Below are 25342 nucleotides of genomic sequence, written 5' to 3' on the forward strand. Positions count from 1 at the left end.
GCTATGGCTTTATTTCATGCCTTTCATGTTGCCCATCATCTGCATCATCTTCTTACCGCCACCGCCTTGCATCATTTTCATCATCTTGCTCATTTGGTCAAACTGCTTCATAAGCTGATTCACTTCTTGCACTTCTCTACCACTTCCTTTAGCGATTCGCTTTTTACGGCTCACATTCAGTTTAGAAGGGTTAGAACGCTCATCTGGCGTCATACTATGAATTATAGCTTCAATATGTTTGAAAGCATCATCATCAATATCCAAACCTTTTAGCGCTTTTCCGGCACCAGGTATCATCCCCATCAAATCTTTGATGTTACCCATCTTTTTGATTTGTTGTATCTGAGAAAGAAAATCATCAAAACCGAATTTATTCTTGGCTATTTTCTTTTGGATTTTACGAGCTTCCTCTTCATCAAATTGCTCTTGGGCTCTTTCTACTAAAGAAATAACATCACCCATGCCCAAAATACGTTCAGCCATACGTGAAGGATGAAAAACGTCTATAGCCTCCATCTTTTCACCTGTACCGATAAACTTGATTGGCTTATCTACTACCGATTTAATTGAAATGGCAGCTCCACCACGGGTATCACCATCTAATTTGGTAAGTACTACCCCGTCAAAATTTAAAATATCATTAAAGGCCTTTGCCGTATTAACAGCATCCTGACCCGTCATTGAATCTACTACGAAAAGTGTTTCTTGAGGTTGAATGACTTTATGAATCTCAGAGATTTCATTCATCATCTCCGTATCAACCGCCAAACGACCCGCGGTATCTATAATAACTACGTTGTAACCTTCTGCTTTTGCTTTGGCAATACCAGCTTGGGCAATCTTTACAGGATTCTTCTCGTCCCGATCAGAATATACCTCAACACCAATCTGCTCACCAACTACGTGCAACTGATCTATTGCTGCAGGGCGATACACATCACAAGCTACTAATAAAGGTTTCTTTGATTTTTTTGTCTTAAGAAAGTTGGCCAATTTACCTGAAAAAGTAGTTTTACCCGAACCTTGAAGACCTGACATTAAAATTATAGAAGGAGTTCCAGAGAGGTTAATACCTTCTGTCTCGCCACCCATAAGCTCCGTAAGCTCATCTTTGACAATCTTTACCATCAACTGGCCCGGTTGCAATGCAGTCAATACATCCTGACCCAAAGCTTTTTCCTTAACCCTGTTGGTAAACTCTTTTGCTATTCTGAAGTTAACATCGGCATCCAATAAAGCCCTACGGACTTCTTTGGTAGTCTCAGCAACGTTAATTTCCGTTATCTGCCCTTGTCCCCGTAGGGTGTGGAGGGCTTTATCTAGCTTTTCACTTAAATTATCAAACATCGTCTTAATTGCTTTTGAAGAAAGGCAAATTTAATAATAACTGAGGGAAAGAACGGGGCGTAAAGAAAAAAATATAATATCACAAAAAAAGCACCCATCTTTAGATGGGCGCTCTTAAAAAAACTGTGGGGCAAAATAGGTATCTGGTTACACTAAACTTTAGTTTTCAAAAGCTAATTGCAAACCTTAGTTAGAACAACAACTTCTTCATATCTTTGTATTTTCATTTCTTCCTCTCCACATTCAAGCACTTGCCAGTCGCCAATGTAATTAGCTAAATTTCTGCTCAAGCCCGTGAATGTCAATATGTTTCCTTCTACTTCCCAACTTCCTTCATCAACCACTTTTTCATTGGTATCATAAACGAGCATTTGTTTTTCTGCAAAGTCTATTAGCAAGTCCTCAAAAAACTCTCCTTTTTCATCAGTTATTCTCCAATTACAAACACTTAATCTGTTCTCAATAGTCTCAGCATTACATATTAGAGGTTCGTAATCGCAATCTTTTTCTAGCACCAAAAAATTATCTTCTACGAACATTTTAATCTTTCCTTCTTTTATTTCGTAGACCTTCCAAGTGTAATTAAATTGATCAGCAGCTTCAAAATCTAGTTTAAGTACAACTCTATAATCTTCAATTGCCGTACTCCACGCGCCTTCTGTATTATATCCATTTTTACCATAAGAAGTAACTTTTCCACCTTCCTCAAATGAAAATGCATACGTATCATACTGCGCAGATTGATCTGCGCTTTGCATTTGTACTTGTACAAGCTCCCATGGACATTGCACTAAAACGCTATCTAATTGTTCTTGGGTAAAATCGTCATCATTATAATCGTTATCATCATCTTCATCACACGCTTCCTTTGCTTGACTCAAAATATCAGCAAGTTCGGTATTCGTGTTAGCAACAACCTCTGTACTATCTGTATATTTTAGAGTCAGAGGAAAATCAAAGCTTACAAGATCAGTTTCTTCCAGACCAGCAAAAAATCTTCTCAACTCTGCATCATGCTCTACTAGCACTGATGCCGTTTGTTGAAAATTAGGATTGTAGGTAAATACGGTTGCAGGGTATACGACATCAATACATTCAATATCTGCATCAATACCACCTTCAACACATTCTAAAGCTGTTTTCTGTAAATCTTCTTCGGAATTTATAGTAACCTCGGTATAATCTGCCATAGTTACTGTAATAGGAAAAACAATATCCATAGTACTTTCAAAACCTTCTACATCATCTAAAATTTCTTCTAAAACCTGAAGGCCGTCCATAGAATCTATGGTCAACTCTACATCATTTACAACAACGCTATATGGAAATTGAATATCAAAACAACTTGCGCCATCTACGATATTGTCATAGGAACCATCATTTGATACGGTTTCTTTCATTAGCTCTAAAGCAGTAGAGTCAAAAGATAAAGTTTGCTCCTCATCTATAGTTTCTACAAAAGGCTCTTCATCTTGGCACGACGTCAAAGCCATTATGAGGGCCAGCAGGAAAGCCACTAATGAAAATTTAAAACACTTCTTCATAACGATTCGGAATTTAGGGGCACTTTAATCTTGAAACAACCCATAATTAAAATACCCTACTTGCACAGATTCGATTTTTTCAAATACCTTTGAAAAAAATCACCCTAATTGGAAACCAAAAATACAGGCAATGTTTGCGAAGAGCAAGTCTTTGATACTATTTTCAAAGCTAATTCTAAAACGGTTTTCAACTATATATATTATAAGTTCGGGAATGAGGAGAAAGCCCATGACGCTGTTCAAGAGGCTTTTATGAAACTTTGGGAAAATTGTGCCAAGGTTTCACCCCCAAAAGCCAAATCATACGTATACACGGTTGCCAATAATTTGTACTTAAATGTGATAAAAGCAGAAAAAGTACGTTTAAAGTATGCGGACAAGACCTTGAAGGTCACCCATGAGTCCCCGGATTTCATAATGGAGGAGGAAGAGTTTAAACAAAAATTGAACCGAGCTCTAGATAGTTTACCTGAAAACCAACGGACCACTTTTCTATTAAATCGTATAGATGGAAAAAAATATGCCGAGATAGCTGAAATGGAAGAGGTTAGTGTAAAAGCTATTGAAAAAAGAATGCACTTGGCATTGAAGTCGCTCAGGGAAAAAATTGAAGGAATTTAATAGGTATTATTCTAAATTAGTCAGTTTTAACTAATCCACCATAATATCTCTTATATAGAAAGTAGGGTATTTACGTAATGAATTGTTACTAAGGCATAAAGGTAGAATTGATGCAAGAAAATCACTTAGCAAAATGGCTAAATAATAACCTCACCGAGGCTGAGCTCGCAGAATTTAAAAAATCTGATGGGTATGCTTCCTATGAGCGAATTGTTGCCGCTTCCGACCGGCTTAAAGCACCCGACTTTAATGCAGATGAAGCCCTTACGGCTATAAAGAACCAACGCACCTTGCAAGATACCAAGGTAGTGCAGTTGCATCCTTTCAAGAAGTTTATCCGAATTGCAGCGGCAGCAGCCGTAATTATATTCGTTTCTTATTTTTACCTGAATAATTTAGACGAAAACATAGTTACTGAATACGCAGAAAACAAAGAAGTAGTTCTCCCAGATAATTCAAAAGTTCGCTTGAATGCTGATTCTGAACTTTCTTATAGTGAACGAAAATGGAGTAAAGAACGTAACGTAGAACTAAAAGGTGAAGCCTTTTTTAAAGTAGCCAAAGGCAAGCGTTTTACTGTTGCCACAGATGCTGGCAAGGTTGCCGTTCTGGGTACCCAATTTAATGTAGAAAATAGAGAAGGATTTTTTGAAGTCACCTGTTTTGAAGGTTTGGTAAGCGTTACTTTTAATGGCAAAGAAACTAAACTACCGGCTGGTACTTCTTTTATAGTTATAGACGGTAAAATCACAGAAGCACCTGCACCACAAACTCTGCAACCATCTTGGTTAACTAACGAGAGTACTTTTAAAAGTGTGCCTCTTAAATTTGTTCTTGCTGAACTAGAAAGGCAACATAATATTACTGTAGAAACGCAAGACATAGACACAGAACAATTGTTTACCGGAACTTTTAGTAATACGGATAGGGATATTGCGTTAAAGAGCATAAGTGCCCCTTCGCAAATAAAGTTTAAATTTGAGGGCAGCAAAGTGCTCTTCTATGGCGATAAAAATCCGTAAACTTCTTTTTTTTATTGCAGGTTTTACGTGTTTTCTAACCTCACACGACGCCATAGCACAAACAGGCGAAAAGATAGCTCTGTCTACTTTTCTGCAACAACTTGAGCAGGAATTTGACATTAAATTCTCATATGCGGATGATGAAGTTCAAGGTCTTGAAATTTACACCCCACAGGAAACTTTATTATCGAATATTTTAAACGACATTGAAAACCAAACCCAAGTTGAGTTAGAAAAACTTAACGAGCGTTACTACACCCTTACCAAAAGTAATTTCGTATCCATTTGCGCAACTGTTCTAGATAATTTTAAGATGAACACACTGTATGGGGCTAGCGTAAAAATTTTGGGAACTAATTTAGCCACTATCATTGATGAAAACGGCACATTTTCTCTAAGCAATGTCCCTAGAAATTCCTCCATACAGATTAAACATTTAGGTTATAAAACCTTATTCATAAGTGCCGACGAGCTTATTAAAAAAGAGCCCTGCGCAACTCTTTTACTAGCTCAGTTCTACCAACAATTAGAAGAAGTAGTAGTTTACAAATTCTTGACCAAAGGATTGATAAAACAATTAGACGGTAGTATAGAAATGAACAGTGAGGAATTTGGTATTCTACCCGGTTTAATAGAGCCAGATGTACTACAGACCGTTCAAGCACTACCTGGCATAGAAAGTACGGACGAAACCGTATCTAATATCAACATTCGTGGAGGAAGCAATGATCAAAACCTCATCTTATGGGATGGCATAAAAATGTACCAATCCGGACACTTTTTTGGTTTGATTTCTGCTTTTAACCCTTACTTGACGGATAAGGTGACTTTGATAAAAAATGGAACAGGAAGCCAATATGGCGATGGAGTAAGTGGCGTTATAGATATGCGAACCAAAGATAAAGTAGCAGATACTTTTTTTGCCGGTGCAGGTTTCAACCTGATTGGTGGTGATGCTTATGGACATCTACCGGTTACTGATAAACTGGCCGTTCAGTTTTCGGCTAGACGTTCTCTAACCGACTTAATTGATACGCCTACTTACGACAAGTTCTTTACCCGTGTTTTTGATGATAGCCAAGTAGCACAAGAGGGAAATTTCTATTTCTATGATTTTACAGGAAAGTTATTGTATGATATTAATGAAAAACACAAGTTTCGTTTCAGTTTTATCAACATCAATAACCTATTGGATTACACAGAACGGGATATGGATGACGATACCGAAATACAAAGTGCTTTAAACCAAACGAACCTATCTTTTGGCACAAGTCTAAAAAGCGATTGGACTAAAAAATTCACCACTTTTTTAAACTTATACCACACCAAATATAAACTAGATGCCCAAAATACTTCTGGTAATGCGGAACAGATTCTATTTCAGAATAACGAAGTTCAAGAAACAGCACTGAAGCTGAATACCAACTACATACCAAACGACAATTTCAACTGGCTTAACGGTTATCAGTTTACGGATACCGGTATTGCCAATGAAACATCGGTAACACAACCTCCTTTTGAAAGTAATGCCAGAAACGTCATTAAAAGTCACGCTCTTTTCTCCGAGCTTGCTTTTACATCAACGGACAAAAAAGTTTATGCTAGAGGTGGTCTACGGTTAAATTATTTAGAAAATCCGGGTACGTTTAGAGAGTATATTTTAGAGCCCAGATTAAGTTTCAAATATGCCTTCACAAGACATCTAAAAATTCAGGCATTGGGTGAATTTAAAAGTCAAGCTACCAATCAGGTAATTGATTTAGAACAGAACTTTTTGGGTATTGAAAAACGACGTTGGATAGTATCGGACGGAGAGAACTTACCTATTACCAAGAGCAAACAAGCTTCTATAGGCATCAACTATGACCACCAAAATTTTTATGTGGGTCTAGAAGCTTTTTATAAAGAAGTAGATGGTATTAGCACTTCTACGCAAGGCTTTCAGAATCAGAATCAGTTTAATGGTGAAATTGGAAAGTACGATGTGAAAGGCGTTGAGTTTTTAATCAACAAAAAAACAGATGATTATAGCATTTGGGCCAGCTACACGTACAACTTAAACAATTATACGTTCTCAGAAGTATTACCACCCAATTTTCCCAACAATCTAGACATAAGGCATACCGGTACTTTTGCAGGAACTTACACTTTGGAAAATATTAAATTTGGAATTGGCCTTAATTATCGTGCAGGTAAACCTTATACGGAGCCTGATACAGACGAGCCTTTAAACACTACCTTTTTTCCAAATAGAATTAACTACCAAGAACCAAACAGCAGCAGACTACCAGAATATCTACGAGCTGATGCTTCCGCAATTTACAATTTCAATATTAGCGAAAAACTGAAAGCATCCGCAGGTGTTTCCGTTTTGAATTTCACAAGCAGAAAAAACATTCTAAACAGCTATTATCGTCTGAATGAAAGCGATGAGATAGAAAAAGTGGAAACCATTTCTTTGGGCCTCACTCCCAACGTAAGTTTTAGAGTTCGATTTTAAAGAGAATATCTCCGAGCACCTTCATAAATAATAATTAATTTTATGCGGATTCACCTTTCTTTTTCAAATTGACAAGCCCTTTGCCTATGCCCACAATAGAAGACATTAAAAAAGCCCGTAAACGCATTGATACTTTTGTTCACGAAACTCCGGTTCTAACATCCGCTCTTTTAAATGAATGGCTAGGGCATGAAATTTATTTTAAAGCTGAATGTCTACAAAAGATAGGCGCATTTAAAGCTAGAGGTGCTTGTAATACGTTGGCTTGGCTCATAGAAAATAATGAGAAACCAAAACACGTAATAGCTAATAGCTCGGGTAATCATTCGCAGGCGGTGGCATGGGCAGCAAGACAATTTAATATTCCGGCTACCATTTATATGCCAGCATACGCCTCTAAAATAAAAATACAGGCCACCCAATCCTACGGTGCCAAGGTTGAGCTTTGTGAAAATAGAAACATTGCCGATGAGCGCGTTCTTGCTGCATCCAAAGAAGAAGGCACCTACTGGATACCGCCATTTAACCATCACCAAGTAATTGCAGGCCAAGGAACAGCCATCTGCGAGGCACTTGAGCAAGTTACAGACATAGATGCCGTTTTTGCACCCTGTGGTGGTGGTGGACTTTTATCCGGTACAGTTATCGCAACCAACGCATTATCTCCCAAAACCAAGGTTTTTGGTGTTGAACCTTTAAATGCCAATGATGCCGCAGAATCATTACGCACGAATCATATACAGAGATTAGTTTCAACACCTGATACTCTTGCGGATGGTGCCATGACCATGTCCGTGGGCGACATCACTTTTGAGTATCTAAAACGTCTAGATGCCATGTATGAAGCTGAAGAATCAAAATTAATATACTGGACTCAATGGCTGACCCATTTACTAAAACTACACGTTGAACCTACCAGTGCCATGGCTATGGTAGGCGTTGTGCAATGGCTAAAAAACAGCATGAGTAAAAAACGTGTTGTGGTAGTTTTATCTGGAGGAAATATTGACCATACAAATCAATTGAAGATTTGGAACACGAACCATTTAGATTCTAGACCCAGCTTAGACCTTTAAAGGCCTGCATTAGGATTCCACGGTAATCTTACCCTGACGTTCTTCCGGCAGTACCTGAAAGTCAAAACTTAACATCTTTTGAATAATAGCGTACAGCTCTGGAAAATCCGCTAGAAATATATCTGGAGTTTCTGCGTAATTCTCTACTGATACGGAAAAAAATTCTTGAAGGTTGGTCATCCCGTACTCCCTAAAATAATTGGAATCAGATAGCTTTTGAGCATAGCCTTCCCTAAGAAATAGTTCTTTTATTTTCTTGAGTCCTACTCTAAACTTACGAGCTTCCCAGGAGCCTTTTTTAATCATCTCAAAACTGAGGGCGTGGGCGAATTCGTGAAAAGCAAGATTTACGTTATCATCAGAAATTCGGAATCCTTCCCATATGGTATCCGCAGAAAAAATAACGGTTTTAAAACGGGGGTTGTACTCTCCTAAATGATGTCTTCGGCTAATTCGGGAATAATATTTTGAGGGATAAATGACAATTCGCAATAACGAACGTTTCATTGTATAATTCTTTAAACCTAAAGTCATTAATATAACGGAGGCACTCAAAAGCAATTTCAATTCTTCTTTCTGGTTTACCTCACCATAAAAAATAAACTTCTTTTTACTTCTAAACCATACGATACGTTTATTACATTTTTCTTTTATAGACGGAGGTAATTTTGAGTAAACAGGGAAATTATCTACAATTAATTCTTTATCTCCCGCAGAAAGTGCCTTTAACTTTATAAAAGGATTTAAAGAGTACAACCCAAAGGTATAATACACGATATACAACACCTGAAAACCAAGGAATGCAACTGCTAAAATCTTAAAGTTGTACTCTGTAAGCATACTGCTTACAACTCCAAAAACAAATTTAAATTGTACAGGTAAGTCTGCGTTTACATACGTTCTGGAACGTCAATACCTAAAAGTTCAAAAGCCGATGCCACTACATCACTAACTTTCTGGGAAAGCTGTACACGTAGCACTTTTTTCTGGTCATCCGTTTCGCCTAGAATTGAAACTTGTTGGTAAAACGAGTTAAATTCCTTTACCAAATCATAAGTATAATTAGCAATCAGAGCCGGACTGTAGTTGTCTGCCGCTAATTGAATTATTTCAGGATATAATTGCAACTGCTTAATAAGCTCTTTTTCTTTGGTATGTAATTCCCCAATAGCGCTAATCTCTACATCTGCGCTAGTGTCAAAATCAGCCTTTCTTAAGATAGACTGAATACGTGCATAGGTGTATTGTATAAACGGACCAGTATTCCCTTGAAAATCCACAGATTCTTCAGGGTCAAAAAGAATACGTTTTTTAGGGTCTACTTTTAGAATGTAATATTTAAGCGCTCCAAGACCAATCAACTTATAAAGTACATTTTTCTCATCATCCGAGTAACCTTCCAACTTACCTAAATCTTCGGATATTTGAGCTGCAGTGCTCGTCATATCGTTCATTAAGTCATCTGCATCTACAACGGTCCCTTCCCTACTCTTCATTTTACCACTTGGTAAATCCACCATTCCATAGCTTAAATGGTGTAAGTTTTCCGACCAAGAGAAACCTAATTTTTTCAAGATCAAGAACAACACTTTAAAGTGATAATCTTGCTCATTACCCACAGTATATACCATACCGCCAACATCTGGATAATCTTTTACCCTTTGGATTGCCGTACCTATATCTTGGGTCATGTAAACCGCTGTACCATCTGACCGGAGTACAATTTTCTCATCAAGACCTTCTTCCGTAAGATCAATCCAAACGCTACCATCTTCTTTTTTATAGAAAATACCTTTTTCAAGTCCGCCAGCAACAACATCTTTACCTAACAAATAAGTATCGCTTTCATAGTAAAGCGTATCAAAATCTACTCCTAGGTTTTTATAAGTAACATCAAAACCCTTATAAACCCAACCGTTCATCTCTTTCCAAAGCGAAACTACTTCTTCATCACCCGCTTCCCATTTTTGAAGCATTTCTTGAGCTTCTAAAAGAATGGGAGCTTCTTTTTCGGCTACCTTTTTATCGGTTCCGTTAGCCACCATTTCAGCAATTTCTACTTTGTAAGCCTTGTCAAAAGCAACGTAATAGTTACCAACAAGCTTATCTCCTTTTAAACCTGTACTTTCTGGAGTTTCACCGTTACCAAAACGCTGCCACGCCAACATACTTTTACAAATATGAATACCACGGTCGTTAATGATTTGGGTCTTATATACTTTCTTTCCAGAGGCTTTCAAAATTTCGGCAACAGAATATCCTAAGAGGTTATTTCTTATATGCCCTAAATGCAACGGTTTATTGGTGTTTGGCGAAGAATATTCAACCATTACGGCATTACTATCCTCTTGGGGCACAAAACCATAGGTTTCATTATTTTTTATCTCATTAAAAAAATCAAGATAAAAAGCATCTCCAATAACAATGTTCAAAAAACCTTTAACCACATTGAAACCGGTAACCTCAGCTACTTCTTTTTCTAAATAAGCGCCTATTTGTTCACCTATCTGAACTGGGTTTCCTTTAACGAAACGAAGCATTGGGAATACCACAACGGTAACATCACCTTCAAAATCCTTTCTGGTCGGTTGAAATTCTACCGATGGTAGTTCTATTTTAAAAATAGCTGCAACAGCTTCCTTAACCTTGGCTTCTAAAATTGCTTGGATACCCATAAAATCTTTCGTTTCAGGCTGCAAAACTAATCATTTTTTATGCTTTTACCGTAAGACGGGCTGTAATGGCTTCGCTTTTCTTTAACTTTATGGAAATGTAGCCCTATGGGCCAATTAGTTTTGCAAAAAAGACCCCACATGCTTTTAAACGTATCATACACAGACAAACAGGTTACTAAAAAGATAGACGAAGCTGTAGGCAAGCCCTTTAAGCTTAGAGAACGTTGGGATATGGGTGGGATTGGCTCGCCTAGATTGTTCATAACGGAGACTAGTGTTGAAATAAGAAATCTGCTTATTTTAGATAACAATCGTGATCAGTGTAATATAGAGCTTCGCCCTAATGGAATTATTGTTCGCTTTAGGTCATTATTGGATACCTTTGCTTTGGTCATTCCGTTTTACAAACTCACTTTATATAAAGGCGATATTGGAATTTATTCGATATATCGAGACCATTATTTTATAAAAGTAAAAGCCGATACAAAGGCTATTCAGAAATTCTTTATTAAACTTCAGAACTACAGAGCAGATAATGCCCCAACCTCAATTGAAGACCTATAACACGTAAATAAAACATGAAGATACTCCTAACAGGTGCCAACGGCTATATTGGTATGCGCTTACTACCTCAGTTATTAGAAATGGGCCATGAAGTTGTGTGTACTGTGCGTGATGAAGCTCGGTTTTCTATTGATAAAGAAACGCGGGCGCAGATTGAAGTTCTAGAAGTCGATTTTTTGAAAGAGGTTGAGCCGTTTAAAATCCCAAAAGATATTGATGCCGCTTATTTCTTGATTCACTCTATGAGCTCGTCAATACAAGATTTTGATACGTTAGAAGCAAAAACGGCGGAAAACTTCAATGCCTACCTAAGCGAAACTCAAGTAAAGCAAGTTATTTATCTGAGCGGTATTGTTAATGAGGAAAATCTCTCTAAACACCTCTGGTCTCGTAAAAATGTAGAACGCATACTTTACGAAGGTCCTTTTGACCTTACCGTATTACGCGCCGGTATTATTGTGGGTTCTGGTAGTTCATCATTTGAAATCATACGTGACCTCTGCGAGAAACTACCTTTTATGATAACGCCTAAATGGGTTTTAACCAAAACTCAACCCATAGCCATACGTGACATCCTCAGTTTTTTAACAGGTGTTCTGGGCAATGAAAAAACATATAACGATTCTTTTGATATTGCCGGACCAGATGTTCTTACCTACAAGCAAATGCTTGAGCAGTACGCAGAAGTCCGTGGATTTAAAAATTATATTCTTACGGTTCCTATAATGACCCCAAAACTATCTAGTTACTGGCTTTATTTTGTAACCTCAACTTCGTACAAATTAGCATTGAACCTCGTGGACAGCATGAAGATAGAGGTCATTGCCAAGGACAAAAGATTACAAGAACTATTAAACCTTAAACCACACACCTACAAAGAGGCAATTGATTTAGCCTTTAAAAAGATAGAGCAAAACCTAGTCGTAAGCAGCTGGAAGGACAGTATGGTAAGCGGCCGCTTTAAAAAGAACTTGGAAAAATACATTCAAGTTCCTAAATATGGTGTTCTAAAAGATGAGAAAAAAGTAAAAGTAGATAATCCAGAACAGGTCTTAAAAAACATCTGGAAAATTGGTGGTAAAACCGGTTGGTACTATGGAAATTGGCTTTGGAAAATTCGTGGAATTATTGATAAATTTTCTGGTGGCGTAGGCCTACGCCGTGGGCGAACGCATCCTGATAAGATTTATGCCGGTGATTCATTAGATTTTTGGCGTGTTCTCCTTGCCGATAAAAAAGCGAAACGTCTATTACTTTTTGCTGAAATGAAACTACCGGGAGAAGCTTGGCTAGAGTTTAAAATTGATGAAAACAATGTACTCCACCAAACCGCAACTTTTAGACCTAGAGGCTTAAAAGGGCGATTGTACTGGTATAGCATTGTACCTCTTCATTACTTTATCTTTGGTGGCATGATCCGTAATATTGCTAAAGCAAAATGAATAGAAAACGATTAGTCTTTTTCCTAGTAAGTTTGGTAACCCTAACATTTGCGTATGGACAGAATACGGAATTAAGTAAATTGGAAATCCCAAAAATGGCTCCTTCTGGCTATGAGTCCGTTCTTACAACAAAACTCAACAAGCCTTTACAACCAGGTACAGCTTATGAAATTGGTTTTTGGATTTTTGGTCGTCAATTGCCAGATCAAAGTTATTCTTACCCTATAGCCGTATTCCCATCTAGCAAGACAATAGTTACTGATGGTATTTTAGATATTGTAGAATCTGTTCAACCTTCGCCTACATTAGAGGTCAATCCACCACCTAGCTTTGCTACTCGCGGCCATTTTACTTTTATAGTTAGACCAGATAAAGTTTATGACCATTTAACTGTGGCTCTTGGAAATAAAGATATTATCCCATCACCTATCGATTTTAAAAAAGACATTACAGTCATAGGTGTTTTTGCCAAACAGCTTCCTTTTAGACCAAAAGGTAAAACTATTCTTTCCAAAAAAGTTGGTATCAAAAAAACAGCAATACCTACCAAAATTGCCGAACGCAAATTAATAGACAGTAAAAAGAGTTACACCGTCTCAGAAAACAATATTAAGTTGGGTCTTTATGATCATCGCAGAATAGATAATGATATTGTCACCATTTATTTGAATGGAAAAATAGCCGTTGAACATGTACAACTGAAAAGCAAAAAGCAATTTTTTGACCTCACATTAGAACCAGGGCAAAACATAATAACCTTACATGCCGAAAATTTAGGTGAGGTTGCCCCTAATACTGCCGCTATTCTAATTAAAACAGAAACAGAAGAATTCATGGCCGTATTGGAATCTGATTTAGGACAAAGTTCTTATTTTAAACTCCTCTATGAGAAGTAATGGATAGGTTAGATACTAAATGCGACTAATGCGCAAAACTACCTCCAAAACCGAATGGACATTTCATGAAACATCTAAAGAACCCCTTACTTTCTGTCTCTATTGGCATTATCCTAATTTTTACCCTGGTAGTGTTCTTTGCCACAGAAGCAAGCTACGAAGCTATTGAGACAGCATCAATGTGGGTTCGGAACTATTTTGGTTTCTTCTATCTATATTTAGGTCTGGGATGTGTATTGTTCTTATTGGCGATAGCATTTTCTCCCTTCGGAAAAATTAAGCTTGGTAAGAAAAACTCAAAACCCGAATATTCTCTTTGGGCATGGACGGCCATGCTTTACAGTGCCGGAATGGGTTCTGGCATTTTATTACGTGCGGTTCAGGAACCTGTTTTCATGCAACAACATCCGCCTTATCAATCAGATTTACAACCCGAAATATTAGCACTAGAATTTACTTTTTATCAATGGGGTTTTACAGCTTGGGCCTTTTACGGGCTTTTTGCCATGGTAGTAGGGTATGCACTTTTTGTTAGAAAAAAGAAAGTACGGGTAAGCTCTACTATAGAAGATAGTATTTCTTATCCTGTTGCAAAAAGTGGAATTGACATCATGACTATTATAACTACTGTTTTTGGTCTTATAGCTGCCATTGGTCTAGGCACCACACAAATAAACGGAGGCCTCAACCATGTCTTTACCACTAATTTTGGGGTAACCACTACCCTACTTTTAGCCGTTCTAATATCTGCAATTGCATTTTATTCTGCTTGGCAAGGGGTAACTAAAGGAATCCAAATTATTTCAAAAGTTAATATCGTTATTACAACGCTCCTATTGTTATTTGTTGTCCTGATGAGTGATATTACCGGAATATTAACTGCTTTTGGTACAGCTACCCTGAACTACCTTATTGACTTTGTTCCTATGAGCTTGGCTTACGGAAGTTATCACCCTGGTATGGCTTTCTTAACCGATTGGACTTTTTATTACTGGGCCTTTTGGATTGCATGGGCTCCGTTTACAGGTATCTTCATTGCTAGAATTTCTAAAGGGCGTACTTTAAGACAACTTCTCTTGGGCGTTCTAATCATCCCTTCCTTGGGTACATTTTTTTGGTTCTCGGTTTTTGGGACCTCAGCTTTTGAACTTATTGAATCATGGGGCTCTTATAATAATGAGTTTGGAAATGTCTTCTCATCCATTTTTGTGTTTTTTGGAAACTACCCTATAGCCACCCTATTGAATTTCACAACCATCTTTTTACTTATCAGTTTTTTGGTGACCTCAGTAGATTCTGCCGTATTCGTGTTAAGCATGTTTACGGACCATGGTAAAAAGGACCCTAATAAAAAGCATAGACTTATTTGGGCCGTTTTTATTTTGATGGCTACCATGTCCTTACTTCTTCTAGGAAATGCCAAACCTGACATAGATGTACTTACCGCTGTACAAAAGCTCTTAATTGTAACCTCTTTACCATTTGCACTTTTTATGGTGTATATGGCTGGAGCTTTTGTATGGGAACTTATGAATAGAAAAGAAAAGCTGACATAAAACTGAGGCTTTCTATTGCCTAACCTTATTGTTCAACAAATTCATTGCCCTTTCCCGTTGATTTTCCGATGCTCAGAAACCCCTGTAAAAACAAGGTTCTCGATGAAGTGTTTTAAATCTCCGATAAGCCAAAATGCTATTCAACAAAAAATTAAACTTTGACATCGGAAAAATGTCATTTGGCAACAAACGCGTTTTTTGAGTTAATAGTCGCCGTAAATTAGCTTCAGAAATAAAAACCCCCACCGTCATGAACAAGAAATTAAAAAGCCTACTTTATTTAGCCAGTTTTGTTACAGCAGTAATTATTTATAATAATGAGAACAAAAGTCAACAAACAGAGCATGCGGTGGCAGACGTTACTATAGAACAAGTTTCAACCCAACACGGATTGAACTAAAAAATATTATGAAGACTATTTAGGTTTCCCAAAAGCCTAAATGTTTTCACCTCGAACATTCCTACTTAAAATGCGAAAAGGACCTAGATATATCTAGGTCCTTTTTTTATTCTTGTTTCTATTCTAGTCCCCTTCGGATACAAATATTTAGAACAATTCTTGTTTTACTGCATCAAAATATTGAGCACTAACAGGTATTTCCTTATCGCCTATATAAATATCTCGCCCTTTTAAAGCAGTTACTTTATTTCGATTTACAATATAGGAACGATGAACACGCATAAACTGGTCTTCTGGTAAAATATCCAATAACTTTTTTAGTGACTGCAAGCTCATTAGCTTTTTATCTCCTATATAAAAATTGACATATTCACTATCGCTTTCAATGTAGAGAATATCGTTATACTTTAGTTTATGAAGGTCATAGCCAGACTTTACGGTAATACTGTCATTACCTGATGATGCCTTTCCAATGTCAGCTTCATCTTGGTTGGGTTTTGCTTTGTTCACCGCAGCCAAAAATCGCTCAAAAGTGATGGGTTTTAAAAGGTAGTCAAGCGCATTAAGTTCAAAGCCTTCAAGAGCATACTCAGAATAAGCAGTGGTAAAAATAACTTGGATATGACCAGGAACCAACTTGGCAAAATCAGTACCTTTTATTTCTGGCATCTGGATATCTAGAAAAAGCAAATCTACTTTTTCATCTTTCATAATCTGTAGTGCTTCCAAAGGGTTGGCCACTTCCGCTACGAGCGTTAAAAAATCTAATCGCTCTATATAGCTTTTTAATAGGCCACGCGCCAATTCTTCATCATCTACAACAATACATTTAATGGGTTCCATTTAAACTTATGCTAAGGTTTACGGTATAATTTTCTGGGGTCTGTTCAATAATTAACTCATGCTTGTTAGGGTACAGAATTTCTAAGCGTTTCTTTACATTTTCTAATCCAATACCGCCTACTTTATCCTTTTGAGCAGGCATTTTAGAGACGCTATTGGCAACATGAAAATCTATTTTATGCTCATCAGAATGTACTTTTATATCCAAATATCCATCTGCCACGTGATCAATATTACCATGTTTGAGAGCATTCTCTACAAAAGGAATAAATATCATGGGCGCTATCATTGCACCAGAATTGGACACTTGAAAATCTGTCTTTATCGGGAATGGTTTACTACTCTTTAACCGAAACAAATCTAAGTAATTACGAATGTAAGCAATCTCCTTTTTAATAGGTACTGTTGGCTGTTCGCATTCATACAACACATACCTCAACATTTCTGACAATGTTCCTATACTTTCCTGTGTTTTATTAGAATCAATTACAGATAACGCATAAATATTATTAAGCGAATTGAATAAAAAATGGGGGTTTATCTGAGATTTTAAAAACTTCAATTCCATCTGAAGGTTTTCATTCTTATTCCTTATGGTCTCCTCTTCTTTCTTTTGTGCAAACAAAAAAGTTTCTACAAAAGTAGCAAGCACATAAGCAATGGAAAGAATTAAAAACTGTATAAATATTTGAGGAGGGCCTAAGGGCGGGCCTCCTCCTCTAGGTGCACCTCTCATTGGTGGAGGAATACCACCTACTCGTAAAGCAGGGTTTTCTGAAATTAAAAAGGAGCAAAAAACAATAAGTAACAAGGAGGTAATCCCAAACAGTAAATACTTTTTCTTGAATAAGAGCGCTGGTGCCGTTATATAAATCAATACGGCAATAACAACAATCTGCATTATAAAAGAAAGTGTGTTTTTCTCTAAAAAATTATTGTCTTCATTGAGCAACAGCCAAGCCATAAGCCATACTGCTAGCCACAAGAAAACATGAAAAAGAAAGCGATAGGTTTGTTTCATACTACAAATTAAGGTAATTATTTCTCAGTGAAACCCAAAAACGACCATTCAAAACCCGTTAAAGAATGGGGTTTACTGAGCAGAATACAGCATTCACTTAAAAGCTCTCGTCACTTACCAATTGGTGTCATACCGCATATAACCTTTGCCCACCTTTGTAATCACAAATACAAACAATTTAAAATTAAAAATCATGAAAAAAAGTTCATTTTATACTGCAATCGCAACAGCAACTCTTACCCTTATTACCATTCAAACAGGCTTTGCTCAGGAGAAAGGCAAACAAGAACCACCATCAGCAACTGAATTAATAAAAGAGATGGATGCTAATGAAGATGGAAAATTATCTAAAGACGAATTAAAAGGCCCTATTAAAAATGACTTTGCAACAATAGACACTGACGAAGACGGCTTTCTTTCTCTTGAAGAATTAAAAAATGCACCAAAGCCTAAGAGAGGTAAAAAGCAATAAAAAATTCAACTAGAAAAAGTTCAAATTGAAACATATGGTGTCCCTGGAGGCGAGGTTCCCCCGAACAGATGACCCTCCAGCCGGGCTCCACTAGAAGATAACAACCATGCAGGCTCTATAATAGACTTGGCATTTAACGTTGTAAATTTTGACTTTCCTACACTTACCTCAAGCAGTTTTACTGGATCACAGTGGGCTTTAGAAATAAACTTATACATGATATCATCAAAATTAAACAAGAAATCATGAAGAATACAATCATCGGTATTTTAATAGGCTTCTACTCCTTATGCGCTAGCGCTCATAGTTCAAAAATAGAAACAATGACTTTGGCTCAGGACCAACAAAATAATTGGACATTACATATAAGTTCATCTTTTGACGGTTTTAGAAATCAATTAATTCAGAATTTTCCTGATATTAAAATTGATGAGTTATCTACCGATGAATTTCAAAAACTGGTTACAGGTTATATAAAGGACAATATTTTCTTAAATGCCAATACCAATTTCATAGGAGAGCTGAGAGAAGGTGCCATAAAATTAGGTCATCAAACGGACCTAGATTTTAATGTTATTGGCTTGCCCAATGAAATAAGCACTTTACGAGTTCAAATAAAAGGTTTTGACGAGACTTCTGATCATAATACTATCTTCAATATAATAGATGCAACGGATTCCTCTAAAAACTTCGAAATAAAAAAAGATAATCAGTTTACGGTGTCTATTGAAAAAGCAAATGGTAAGTTTCAAGCAAGTGGTGAAGAGTCCAGTTTACTAGTGCCTTTTATCGCCCTGACATTGCTTGTGCTTTTTTCTGTATTTGTCATTTCAAGGATATTTAAACAAGAGGAAGTCGTACTTAGAGCGGTATAATTATTTTCCTATACCGACTAATTCCACACATTCGCTGAAAAGTAATTGGCACGTACTGATTATTATATTTTAACGTCCATTCATTTAGTAAATTGAAAGAACAACATTTTTATTATTCAGTTATTTAAAAACAAAAACAATGAGAAAAAACATTTTAAATAAAGTTATTCCATTAGGCGTCACCTTTAGCGTAATCTGTTTTGGGCTTATTGCTTGCAGTACCGATGCCACTGATGATACAGTTATTGATGAAGACGCAGAAGAAGAAACAATGACGGAACTGCATGCAGCATATGCAGCCTTTAATACAGATGCAACTACCATTTATTTAGATGGCTCTGAAGTTGTAATTGAAACCACCGGTTTGCCAAATCATGAAACCGTATACTGGGGAGAAGACAGCAGCCTTTATAAAGATGAGCCAGATGTGGCATTGACACCTAGTATAATGACCAGCAACAATAATGCTACTACAATACGGGTAGATGCCACACCAGACCTAACGGGCAACACTGTAGAAACACAATTCAACACAATTGGTATTGCTGTTAGTGGGTCCTCCTTATTTAATGATCAGGAAGGTGCCGGCGCATTGGACCAAGCCGCTGCAAGCTTAGATTGGACAGGCGCACACATTGGCCCTGGTGTATACCATTATCATTTAGAGCCCATAGCTTTTACTAATGATGATGATAAATTGGTCGGTATTTTACTGGACGGTGTTTTTCTCTACGGAAGAAAATGTACTACTACAGGTACCTACCCAACAGATTTGGACGAATCTGGAGGTCATGTTTCTACTACTCAATATACTGATGGAGAAGAAGAATACCACTACCATATCATAAACGAAGTATATTCTACGACAGGATCATACCTTGCCTTTGCCGGTCCTTACCAAGGTTATTGAAAATATTATGAAATTATTCTACTTTATGTTATTTCTAATGCTCTCTCTTGCAAGTTGCAAAGAGAGCAAGGAAGTAGAACCAAAGGTTGAAGAAACCATTGTCATCAATAACTTTGAAGTACTAAAAAAGGATTTGATACTAAATCAAATTGAAGGGAGATGGTACTACAAAAATGAGCCGTTCAATGGTTACTCGGTAAAATTTCATGCTAATGGAGCATTGGGTGAACGCTTAGGTTATGTAGACGGGAAAAGGGAAGGGATTTTCAAACAATGGTCCAATAACAATGTACAGCGCGTTCAATCCTATTATAAACACAATCGGTTAGATGGCATATATAAAACCTGGTGGGAGAACGGTACACTATCCGAAGAGTCTCATTATGTAAATGGTGTTCTCCATGGAGAGCAAAAATACTGGTATGCTACAGGTGAAATTTCAAAAGTGAGAAATCTAGTAGAAGGCAAAGAGGAAGGAATGCAAAAAGCCTGGCTTCAAAATGGTAAGCTATATGTAAACTACGAAGCCAAAAATGGCCGGATTTTCGGAATGAAAAGGGTTAATTCATGTTATAAACTACAAGATGAAGTTGTTATCAGAGATAAAAAAATATAGCTTTTTACTATTGCTTCTGGCTTTTACAGCATGCAATCAAACGGTAAAAAAAGAGAATCAAAAAAAGGAGATCTCCAGCAGGGTGGAGTTTTTACCTTACTTTAATGACGAATCTTTTACGCCGCATTGGTTGGAACCAGGTACTCAAGAAGAAAAAGAATTCCATAAGATTCCGGACTACAAACTTTTAAATCAATTGGGAGACACTATCACTCCTAAAACTTTTGATAGTAAGATATATGTAACGGATTTCTTCTTTACAAGCTGTCCAGGCATTTGCCTTAAAATGATGGGTAATATGCAAAAAGTTCAAGAAGCTTTCTTAAAAGACCCAAGCGTATTGATACTATCACATTCCGTGACACCTACTATAGACTCTATTCCTGTTCTAAAGACCTATGCAGATAAAAATGGAATTATAGATAACAAATGGCATTTGGTAACTGGTGATAAACAAGAAATTTACAACCTAGGAAGAAACCAATATTTTGTTGAAAACGATTTAGGGGTTCCCAAGGATATAAACGATTTCTTGCACACCGAGAACTTCTTGCTCATTGACAAAAACAAACACATTAGGGGCATCTATAACGGCTTAAACCGTTCTTCTGTAGCCCAATTAATTACCGATATAAAAGCCTTGAAAAAGGAATAACGACCTATGACGGTATTTAGAAAAATTAGGAGAAAACTCCTAGATTCAGGAAAACTTAAAAGCTATTTGGCTTATGCCTTTGGAGAGATTTTACTTATTGCCATAGGTATATTAATTGCTTGGAAAATCAATGACCTGAACGAGATTCGCAAGAACAGAATAGTTGAGCTTAAAATATATGAAAGTCTATATGATGAACTCAATATGAACTTAAACATCTTAAATACCAATATTGAACGGTATTCAGATACTTCCAAAAGTTTAGAAAATACCATGAATTATATTGGTCTGCCTTCTGAAGAAATTAGCGAAGGAGCAAAAGACACTATTGTTCATATTAACTACTCAGAAATAAATCTATTAGATGGCGCTCTAAATTCTGTTATTAGCACGACCAAATTTGAGCTTATAGAGAGTGACTCCCTAAAAAGTCTGATTACAAATTACCCTTCGGAAATACAGAAATTAAAATCTATAGACTCAAAAATCAAAGAGATTGTAATAGATAGGCTACAACCCGTATTAGAAAAACACTTGGCATTAAAAGACATACTTTCTAAAGACAACCCTAAGTATACAAGGATACAAGAATTTGGAGAACCATCTAACTACAGTGATCTATTGCAAAGTAAAGACTATCAAAACAGCCTGATAGACCGTTTTCTACAGACACAAAATCTACTTACAAGTGCAAAAAAATTAAGAAACAGAACCCAAGTCATGTCTATGAGCCTAAGAAAAGAATTGGGATACACGCTTTAGATAAAGCCTCTCTATTGAAGATTGGTAGTCAACCAAGACTTACCTCACGTGTTCGAAAAAAAAAGATAAAAATCACTGCTACAATCACTTAGTTTTCCCAGCGGTTACATTACCACTTAATAGTTTAAAAGGACTATTCACTATAGTCCTAACATAGAGAAAAATTGTGTTTTATGACTTTCACCAATTGGTATGCGAATGTCATCAATTACAATTCTGTTCCGTTGTATAGTTTTGATGAAGTTTACATTAACCACAAAAGATTTATGTACTCTAACAAACTGATTTTGGGGTAGTTTTTCCAAAATATCTTTAAAACTTAGCAGTGTTAAAATTGCTTTATTACTCCCTACCACATGAATCTTTAAATAATCCTTTAGCCCTTGTACGTACTGTATATCGTCTAAATTGATTTTTACACTTTCATGCTCAGATTTTACGAAAATAAATTTCTGACTCTCATTGGCATCACCATTAGAAGGAAACACATTGGCAGCTGTAGCCGGCATATCTTTACGTGTCAAAATCTCTTTTGTCCTTAAAATAGCTTTAAAAAATCGTTGGTACGGAATTGGTTTTACCAAATAGTCAACCGCATTAAGTTCAAAACCTTCTACTGCATATTGAGAATACGCTGTGGTAAATATAAAAAGTGGAGGGGTATCCAAGGCACTAATAAAATCCAGGCCGTTAATTTGAGGCATCTCAATATCGCAAAAAATAACATCTACCTTTTGTTCGTTTATTGTTGCTATAGCCTCTAAGGGATTAGTAAAAGCACCAACCACTTCTATAAAACCTATTTTTCTACAATAGTCCACCAATATTTCTATGGCCAACGGTTCATCATCTATAATTATGCAGTTCATATTTTATAGGTTTAAAATTAAATTAACTTCATAAATAGACCCATCATCCTTTATAACCAATTCATGAGAATTAGGGTATAAATAATTCAATCTGTTCTTTACGTTCTGCAGCCCCACACCACTACTCTCTGACTTTGCTCTGAAACTCCCTATTTTGTTTACAACGTATAGATGTATAGACTTCTCTTTGATCAAAAGGTTTATTTTTACACTGGTCTTTCCGTCATAGTCCGTACCGTATTTAAACGCGTTTTCTATGAATGAAATAAATAGTAGTGCCGGTATTATCTTTCCTGTATCATCACCAGATATTTTAAGAAATACATTCTCACTATCTGCCAATCGTAACCTTTGCAAGGCTACGTAACTTTTTATATATTCTATTTCTTTATTCAGTGGTACTAGGTCTTTATCTGCCTCATATATCATATAACGCATTAATTCCGATAAATTTATAATAGCTTCTGATGTATCTGGCGATTTCTTGACCGATAACGAGTAAATGGTATTAAGCGAGTTAAAAAGAAAATGAGGGTTTAACTGCGTTTTTAGAAACTGCAATTCCGATTGTACCTTCTCCTTCTCAACCGACCTACGAAGGTTCTCATTCTTTTGTAATTCCGTATAAACACGGAGCATTATGGCAAAAATATAAGGTATTCCAAAAACTACAAATGGCATTAGAGAAAACCGGATAGGCATCCTAGATTCCCTTCGTTCTTTCATATAATCCGTAATGGGACCAAAGTCTTTTGGCCCTTCAGGAGGAAATAAACTATGCGATCCGTAACCGACAATCGATATTAATACTATAGAAATACCAATATAGATTTTTATTTTATCCTTTAGCAGGAAGTTGGGAACCAGATAGTAATAATTGAAGTAAAATAATACCGCCGCCATTACCAATTTAATAATAATATGAGGTGGTATGGACCTTGACTCAAGTAAAAATGGATAAATTAAAACGCCAAAAAGGGCACACCATAAGAAGGCATGTACAAACCACTGTGGCAAGTATTTTCTTTTAGAGGCGTTCATTTTATTAATCCAAAATGTTTATTTTCAAATCCTTAAGTTCCAAAACCGAAATATAGGGGTCTTCTCCTTTTTCTATTTTTCTCAAAACCACATTTCCTACCAGCATAGCTTCTTTTTCTGATTCAAAAGATTTCTTTCCTTGTATTGCCGGTATAAAATCTTGTTTTACCAATATCTTATCATCATACAAAATTTTATACCCATATCCTTCATCAACCTGCAAAACTTCTGTATGAAGTCCTTTGGTATATAATTTCGCTCCACTATAGTTAAATGCAATATAAACAAGAATAACGGCCAAAGCCGTTAAGAAAAAATATGTTTTTTTTGTTTTCATATATACCTAATTAAAAAAATGGGGCAGCCCTCAAAGTACCGCCCCACTACTAACTCAAAAAACTCAACTAATCTTCATCATCATACTCATCAAAAGGAAAAAACTCATATAGGTCATCTAAATAAAGACTTCCCGTTTTCCCTAAGCCAACAACAGCTTTAGTTCCGTTAGAAAAGGCAACCCCATCTTGTCTTGTAGTGCCTTCAAAACTTGTTTTTAATTCCCATTCATCTGTGCTTGGGTCATACTGCCAAACAGTACCTAATGTTCCGCTAGATACTCCGGTAGCGATATAACCATACCCATTTAGAGTAAAACCAACTGCATTACTTCTTGTAATGGAATAATCATCTTCTTCATCAAGGTCCAGTTTTTTGGTCCAAGTCTCGGTAGCTGCATCAAATGCCCAGAAGTCATCAATATAAATCCCGTTTGAGACCCCTGTTCCTAAGTAAACCTGATCACCAATAGTGAATGTTGTAGCTGCTCTTCTTTTATCTCCACCAAAACCAACTAATTCAGACCATGAATCCGTACCAGGGTTATACTTCCAAAAATCTTTACGATCATTCTCCCCATCATACCCTGTTCCAAAATAACCAAATCCATTCATACCAAAAGCAATAGCACTACGTCTACCGGTTGTTGGCAAAGAAGCTATTTCCTCCCATGAATTAGAGCCAGCATTATAAGTGAAAAAATCGTTCAGTTCATCTAATCCATCATATCCTGAACCTATGTAACCCGTTCCGTCTATTTCAAAACCTACAGCGGCATTTCTAGCGCTTCCTATAAAGTCTGCTTTTTGTGACCAAAAATCGCCGTCCATGTCATAAGACCAAAAAGAAGTAAGATAATCATCGCCGTCATAACCTACTCCAGTATACCCTATATTACCAATAGTAAAGCTTGCAGTTCCACTACGGGGACTACCATCAAAAACGGACCTATCTACCCAGTTCCCCAGGTAATCATCGTCATCATCATCATTTGAACAACTTACCAGTGAACAGATCACTGTGCTGAAAATTGTTATCGTTCCTATATAGTACTTGAATCCTTTCATGTGCTTTTCTATTTTGTTAGCCAGTTAATTTTCCCCAAAACTAGGACACAGTTTTCACCCTTGAAACCTAAATAGATGAAGCCCTGTATTTAACACATGAACAGGCCTATTTAATCTACCAAAACGATTTCTTGTTTAATAGCCAAAACTCAGGGTTTGGTCTTATAACTATGAGTATTGGTCTATTCCTGTTTTTAAGCACTACGGCGTACAATACATTTACGTTCAAATA

General features: G+C 36.6%; 25 protein-coding genes. 15 read left to right on the plus strand and 10 right to left on the minus strand.

Going from position 1 to position 25342, the window contains the following annotated elements; all coding sequences use genetic code 11:
- Positions 1 to 9: 9 nt before the first annotated feature.
- Together ffh and IWB64_RS02120 are read right to left on the minus strand one after the other, a co-directional pair.
- Positions 10 to 1347 (minus strand): signal recognition particle protein, encoded by a 1338-nt coding sequence (ffh, locus tag IWB64_RS02115; RefSeq protein WP_194532462.1) that lies wholly within the window; start codon positions 1345 to 1347, stop codon positions 10 to 12.
- A 173-nt stretch (positions 1348 to 1520) separates the two neighbouring features.
- Complete coding sequence (locus IWB64_RS02120; RefSeq protein WP_194532463.1) at positions 1521 to 2891, minus strand: hypothetical protein; 1371 nt, start codon at positions 2889 to 2891, stop codon at positions 1521 to 1523.
- 108 nt (positions 2892 to 2999) lie between these two features.
- Here IWB64_RS02120 and IWB64_RS02125 point away from each other — a divergent pair, with 108 nt between their 5' ends.
- The 4 genes from IWB64_RS02125 (at position 3000) to IWB64_RS02140 (ending at position 8110) form a co-directional block, all read left to right on the plus strand.
- Entirely contained in the window at positions 3000 to 3512 is a 513-nt protein-coding gene (locus IWB64_RS02125; RefSeq protein ID WP_194532464.1) for an RNA polymerase sigma factor, read from the plus strand.
- Positions 3513 to 3622: 110 nt separating this feature from the next.
- A complete protein-coding gene (locus IWB64_RS02130; RefSeq protein WP_194532465.1) occupies positions 3623 to 4534 on the plus strand; it encodes a FecR family protein in 912 nt (303 codons plus the stop codon).
- The gene (locus IWB64_RS02135; RefSeq protein WP_194532466.1) at positions 4515 to 7034 is read left to right on the plus strand and encodes a TonB-dependent receptor; all 2520 of its coding nucleotides are present in this window, start codon (positions 4515 to 4517) and stop codon (positions 7032 to 7034) included. Before IWB64_RS02130 ends, IWB64_RS02135 begins: the two co-directional genes overlap by 20 nt.
- 86 nt (positions 7035 to 7120) lie before the next feature.
- Entirely contained in the window at positions 7121 to 8110 is a 990-nt protein-coding gene (locus IWB64_RS02140; protein ID WP_194532467.1) for a serine/threonine dehydratase, read from the plus strand.
- Between the two features lie 9 nt (positions 8111 to 8119).
- On the opposite strand, the gene IWB64_RS02145 is transcribed toward IWB64_RS02140, so the two are convergent.
- Positions 8120 to 8950: a zinc-dependent peptidase gene (locus tag IWB64_RS02145; protein ID WP_194532468.1), complete on the minus strand. Its 831-nt coding sequence runs from the start codon at positions 8948 to 8950 to the stop codon at positions 8120 to 8122.
- 50 nt (positions 8951 to 9000) lie between these two features.
- A complete protein-coding gene (gene argS, locus IWB64_RS02150) occupies positions 9001 to 10785 on the minus strand; it encodes an arginine--tRNA ligase (RefSeq protein ID WP_194535781.1) in 1785 nt (594 codons plus the stop codon).
- Positions 10786 to 10923: 138 nt separating this feature from the next.
- Between argS and IWB64_RS02155 the strand changes: the two genes are divergently transcribed.
- The 5 genes from IWB64_RS02155 to IWB64_RS02175 all read left to right on the plus strand — a co-directional run bounded on the left by IWB64_RS02155 (position 10924) and on the right by IWB64_RS02175 (position 15643).
- Entirely contained in the window at positions 10924 to 11349 is a 426-nt protein-coding gene (locus IWB64_RS02155) for a hypothetical protein (protein WP_194532469.1), read from the plus strand.
- Positions 11350 to 11363: 14 nt separating this feature from the next.
- On the plus strand, positions 11364 to 12791 hold the full coding sequence (locus IWB64_RS02160) for an SDR family oxidoreductase (protein ID WP_194532470.1): 1428 nt from the start codon (positions 11364 to 11366) through the stop codon (positions 12789 to 12791).
- Positions 12788 to 13687, plus strand: coding sequence for a hypothetical protein (locus IWB64_RS02165; protein WP_194532471.1), 900 nt, complete (start codon positions 12788 to 12790; stop codon positions 13685 to 13687). Before IWB64_RS02160 ends, IWB64_RS02165 begins: the two co-directional genes overlap by 4 nt.
- 65 nt (positions 13688 to 13752) lie before the next feature.
- Positions 13753 to 15243, plus strand: coding sequence for a BCCT family transporter (locus tag IWB64_RS02170; RefSeq protein WP_194532472.1), 1491 nt, complete (start codon positions 13753 to 13755; stop codon positions 15241 to 15243).
- A 250-nt stretch (positions 15244 to 15493) separates the two neighbouring features.
- A complete protein-coding gene (locus IWB64_RS02175) occupies positions 15494 to 15643 on the plus strand; it encodes a hypothetical protein (RefSeq protein WP_155594650.1) in 150 nt (49 codons plus the stop codon).
- A 147-nt stretch (positions 15644 to 15790) separates the two neighbouring features.
- Here the strand turns inward: IWB64_RS02175 and IWB64_RS02180 are convergent, their stop codons facing one another.
- Both IWB64_RS02180 and IWB64_RS02185 read right to left on the minus strand, forming a co-directional pair.
- Positions 15791 to 16486 (minus strand): LytR/AlgR family response regulator transcription factor, encoded by a 696-nt coding sequence (locus IWB64_RS02180; protein ID WP_194532473.1) that lies wholly within the window; start codon positions 16484 to 16486, stop codon positions 15791 to 15793.
- Complete coding sequence (locus IWB64_RS02185) at positions 16473 to 17507, minus strand: sensor histidine kinase (RefSeq protein ID WP_194532474.1); 1035 nt, start codon at positions 17505 to 17507, stop codon at positions 16473 to 16475. The genes IWB64_RS02180 and IWB64_RS02185 overlap by 14 nt, the downstream gene beginning before the upstream one ends.
- 193 nt (positions 17508 to 17700) lie before the next feature.
- Between IWB64_RS02185 and IWB64_RS02190 the strand changes: the two genes are divergently transcribed.
- From IWB64_RS02190 to IWB64_RS02215, 6 genes are all read left to right on the plus strand, one after another.
- A complete protein-coding gene (locus tag IWB64_RS02190; protein WP_194532475.1) occupies positions 17701 to 17979 on the plus strand; it encodes a CREC-EF hand family protein in 279 nt (92 codons plus the stop codon).
- 245 nt (positions 17980 to 18224) lie between these two features.
- Positions 18225 to 18854, plus strand: coding sequence for a hypothetical protein (locus IWB64_RS02195; protein ID WP_194532476.1), 630 nt, complete (start codon positions 18225 to 18227; stop codon positions 18852 to 18854).
- A 139-nt stretch (positions 18855 to 18993) separates the two neighbouring features.
- Positions 18994 to 19764: a YHYH protein gene (locus tag IWB64_RS02200; RefSeq protein WP_194532477.1), complete on the plus strand. Its 771-nt coding sequence runs from the start codon at positions 18994 to 18996 to the stop codon at positions 19762 to 19764.
- A gap of 7 nt (positions 19765 to 19771) precedes the next feature.
- Positions 19772 to 20380: a toxin-antitoxin system YwqK family antitoxin gene (locus IWB64_RS02205; protein WP_194532478.1), complete on the plus strand. Its 609-nt coding sequence runs from the start codon at positions 19772 to 19774 to the stop codon at positions 20378 to 20380.
- On the plus strand, positions 20349 to 21035 hold the full coding sequence (locus IWB64_RS02210; protein ID WP_194532479.1) for an SCO family protein: 687 nt from the start codon (positions 20349 to 20351) through the stop codon (positions 21033 to 21035). Before IWB64_RS02205 ends, IWB64_RS02210 begins: the two co-directional genes overlap by 32 nt.
- A 6-nt stretch (positions 21036 to 21041) precedes the next feature.
- Complete coding sequence (locus tag IWB64_RS02215; protein WP_194532480.1) at positions 21042 to 21797, plus strand: hypothetical protein; 756 nt, start codon at positions 21042 to 21044, stop codon at positions 21795 to 21797.
- A gap of 140 nt (positions 21798 to 21937) precedes the next feature.
- Here the strand turns inward: IWB64_RS02215 and IWB64_RS02220 are convergent, their stop codons facing one another.
- From IWB64_RS02220 to IWB64_RS02235, 4 genes are all read right to left on the minus strand, one after another.
- Positions 21938 to 22666, minus strand: a complete 729-nt coding sequence (locus IWB64_RS02220) for a LytR/AlgR family response regulator transcription factor (RefSeq protein ID WP_194532481.1) — start codon at positions 22664 to 22666, stop codon at positions 21938 to 21940.
- 3 nt (positions 22667 to 22669) lie between these two features.
- Positions 22670 to 23707, minus strand: coding sequence for a sensor histidine kinase (locus IWB64_RS02225; RefSeq protein WP_194532482.1), 1038 nt, complete (start codon positions 23705 to 23707; stop codon positions 22670 to 22672).
- 4 nt (positions 23708 to 23711) lie between these two features.
- Positions 23712 to 24044 carry a DUF4907 domain-containing protein gene (locus IWB64_RS02230; RefSeq protein ID WP_194532483.1) on the minus strand — a complete coding sequence of 111 codons (333 nt, stop codon included), beginning with the start codon at positions 24042 to 24044 and terminating at the stop codon, positions 23712 to 23714.
- Between the two features lie 67 nt (positions 24045 to 24111).
- Positions 24112 to 25110, minus strand: a complete 999-nt coding sequence (locus IWB64_RS02235) for a Kelch repeat-containing protein (protein WP_194532484.1) — start codon at positions 25108 to 25110, stop codon at positions 24112 to 24114.
- Positions 25111 to 25342: the final 232 nt, after the last annotated feature.

It is taken from the genome of Zobellia nedashkovskayae (assembly GCF_015330125.1).
Taxonomy (GTDB): domain Bacteria; phylum Bacteroidota; class Bacteroidia; order Flavobacteriales; family Flavobacteriaceae; genus Zobellia; species Zobellia nedashkovskayae.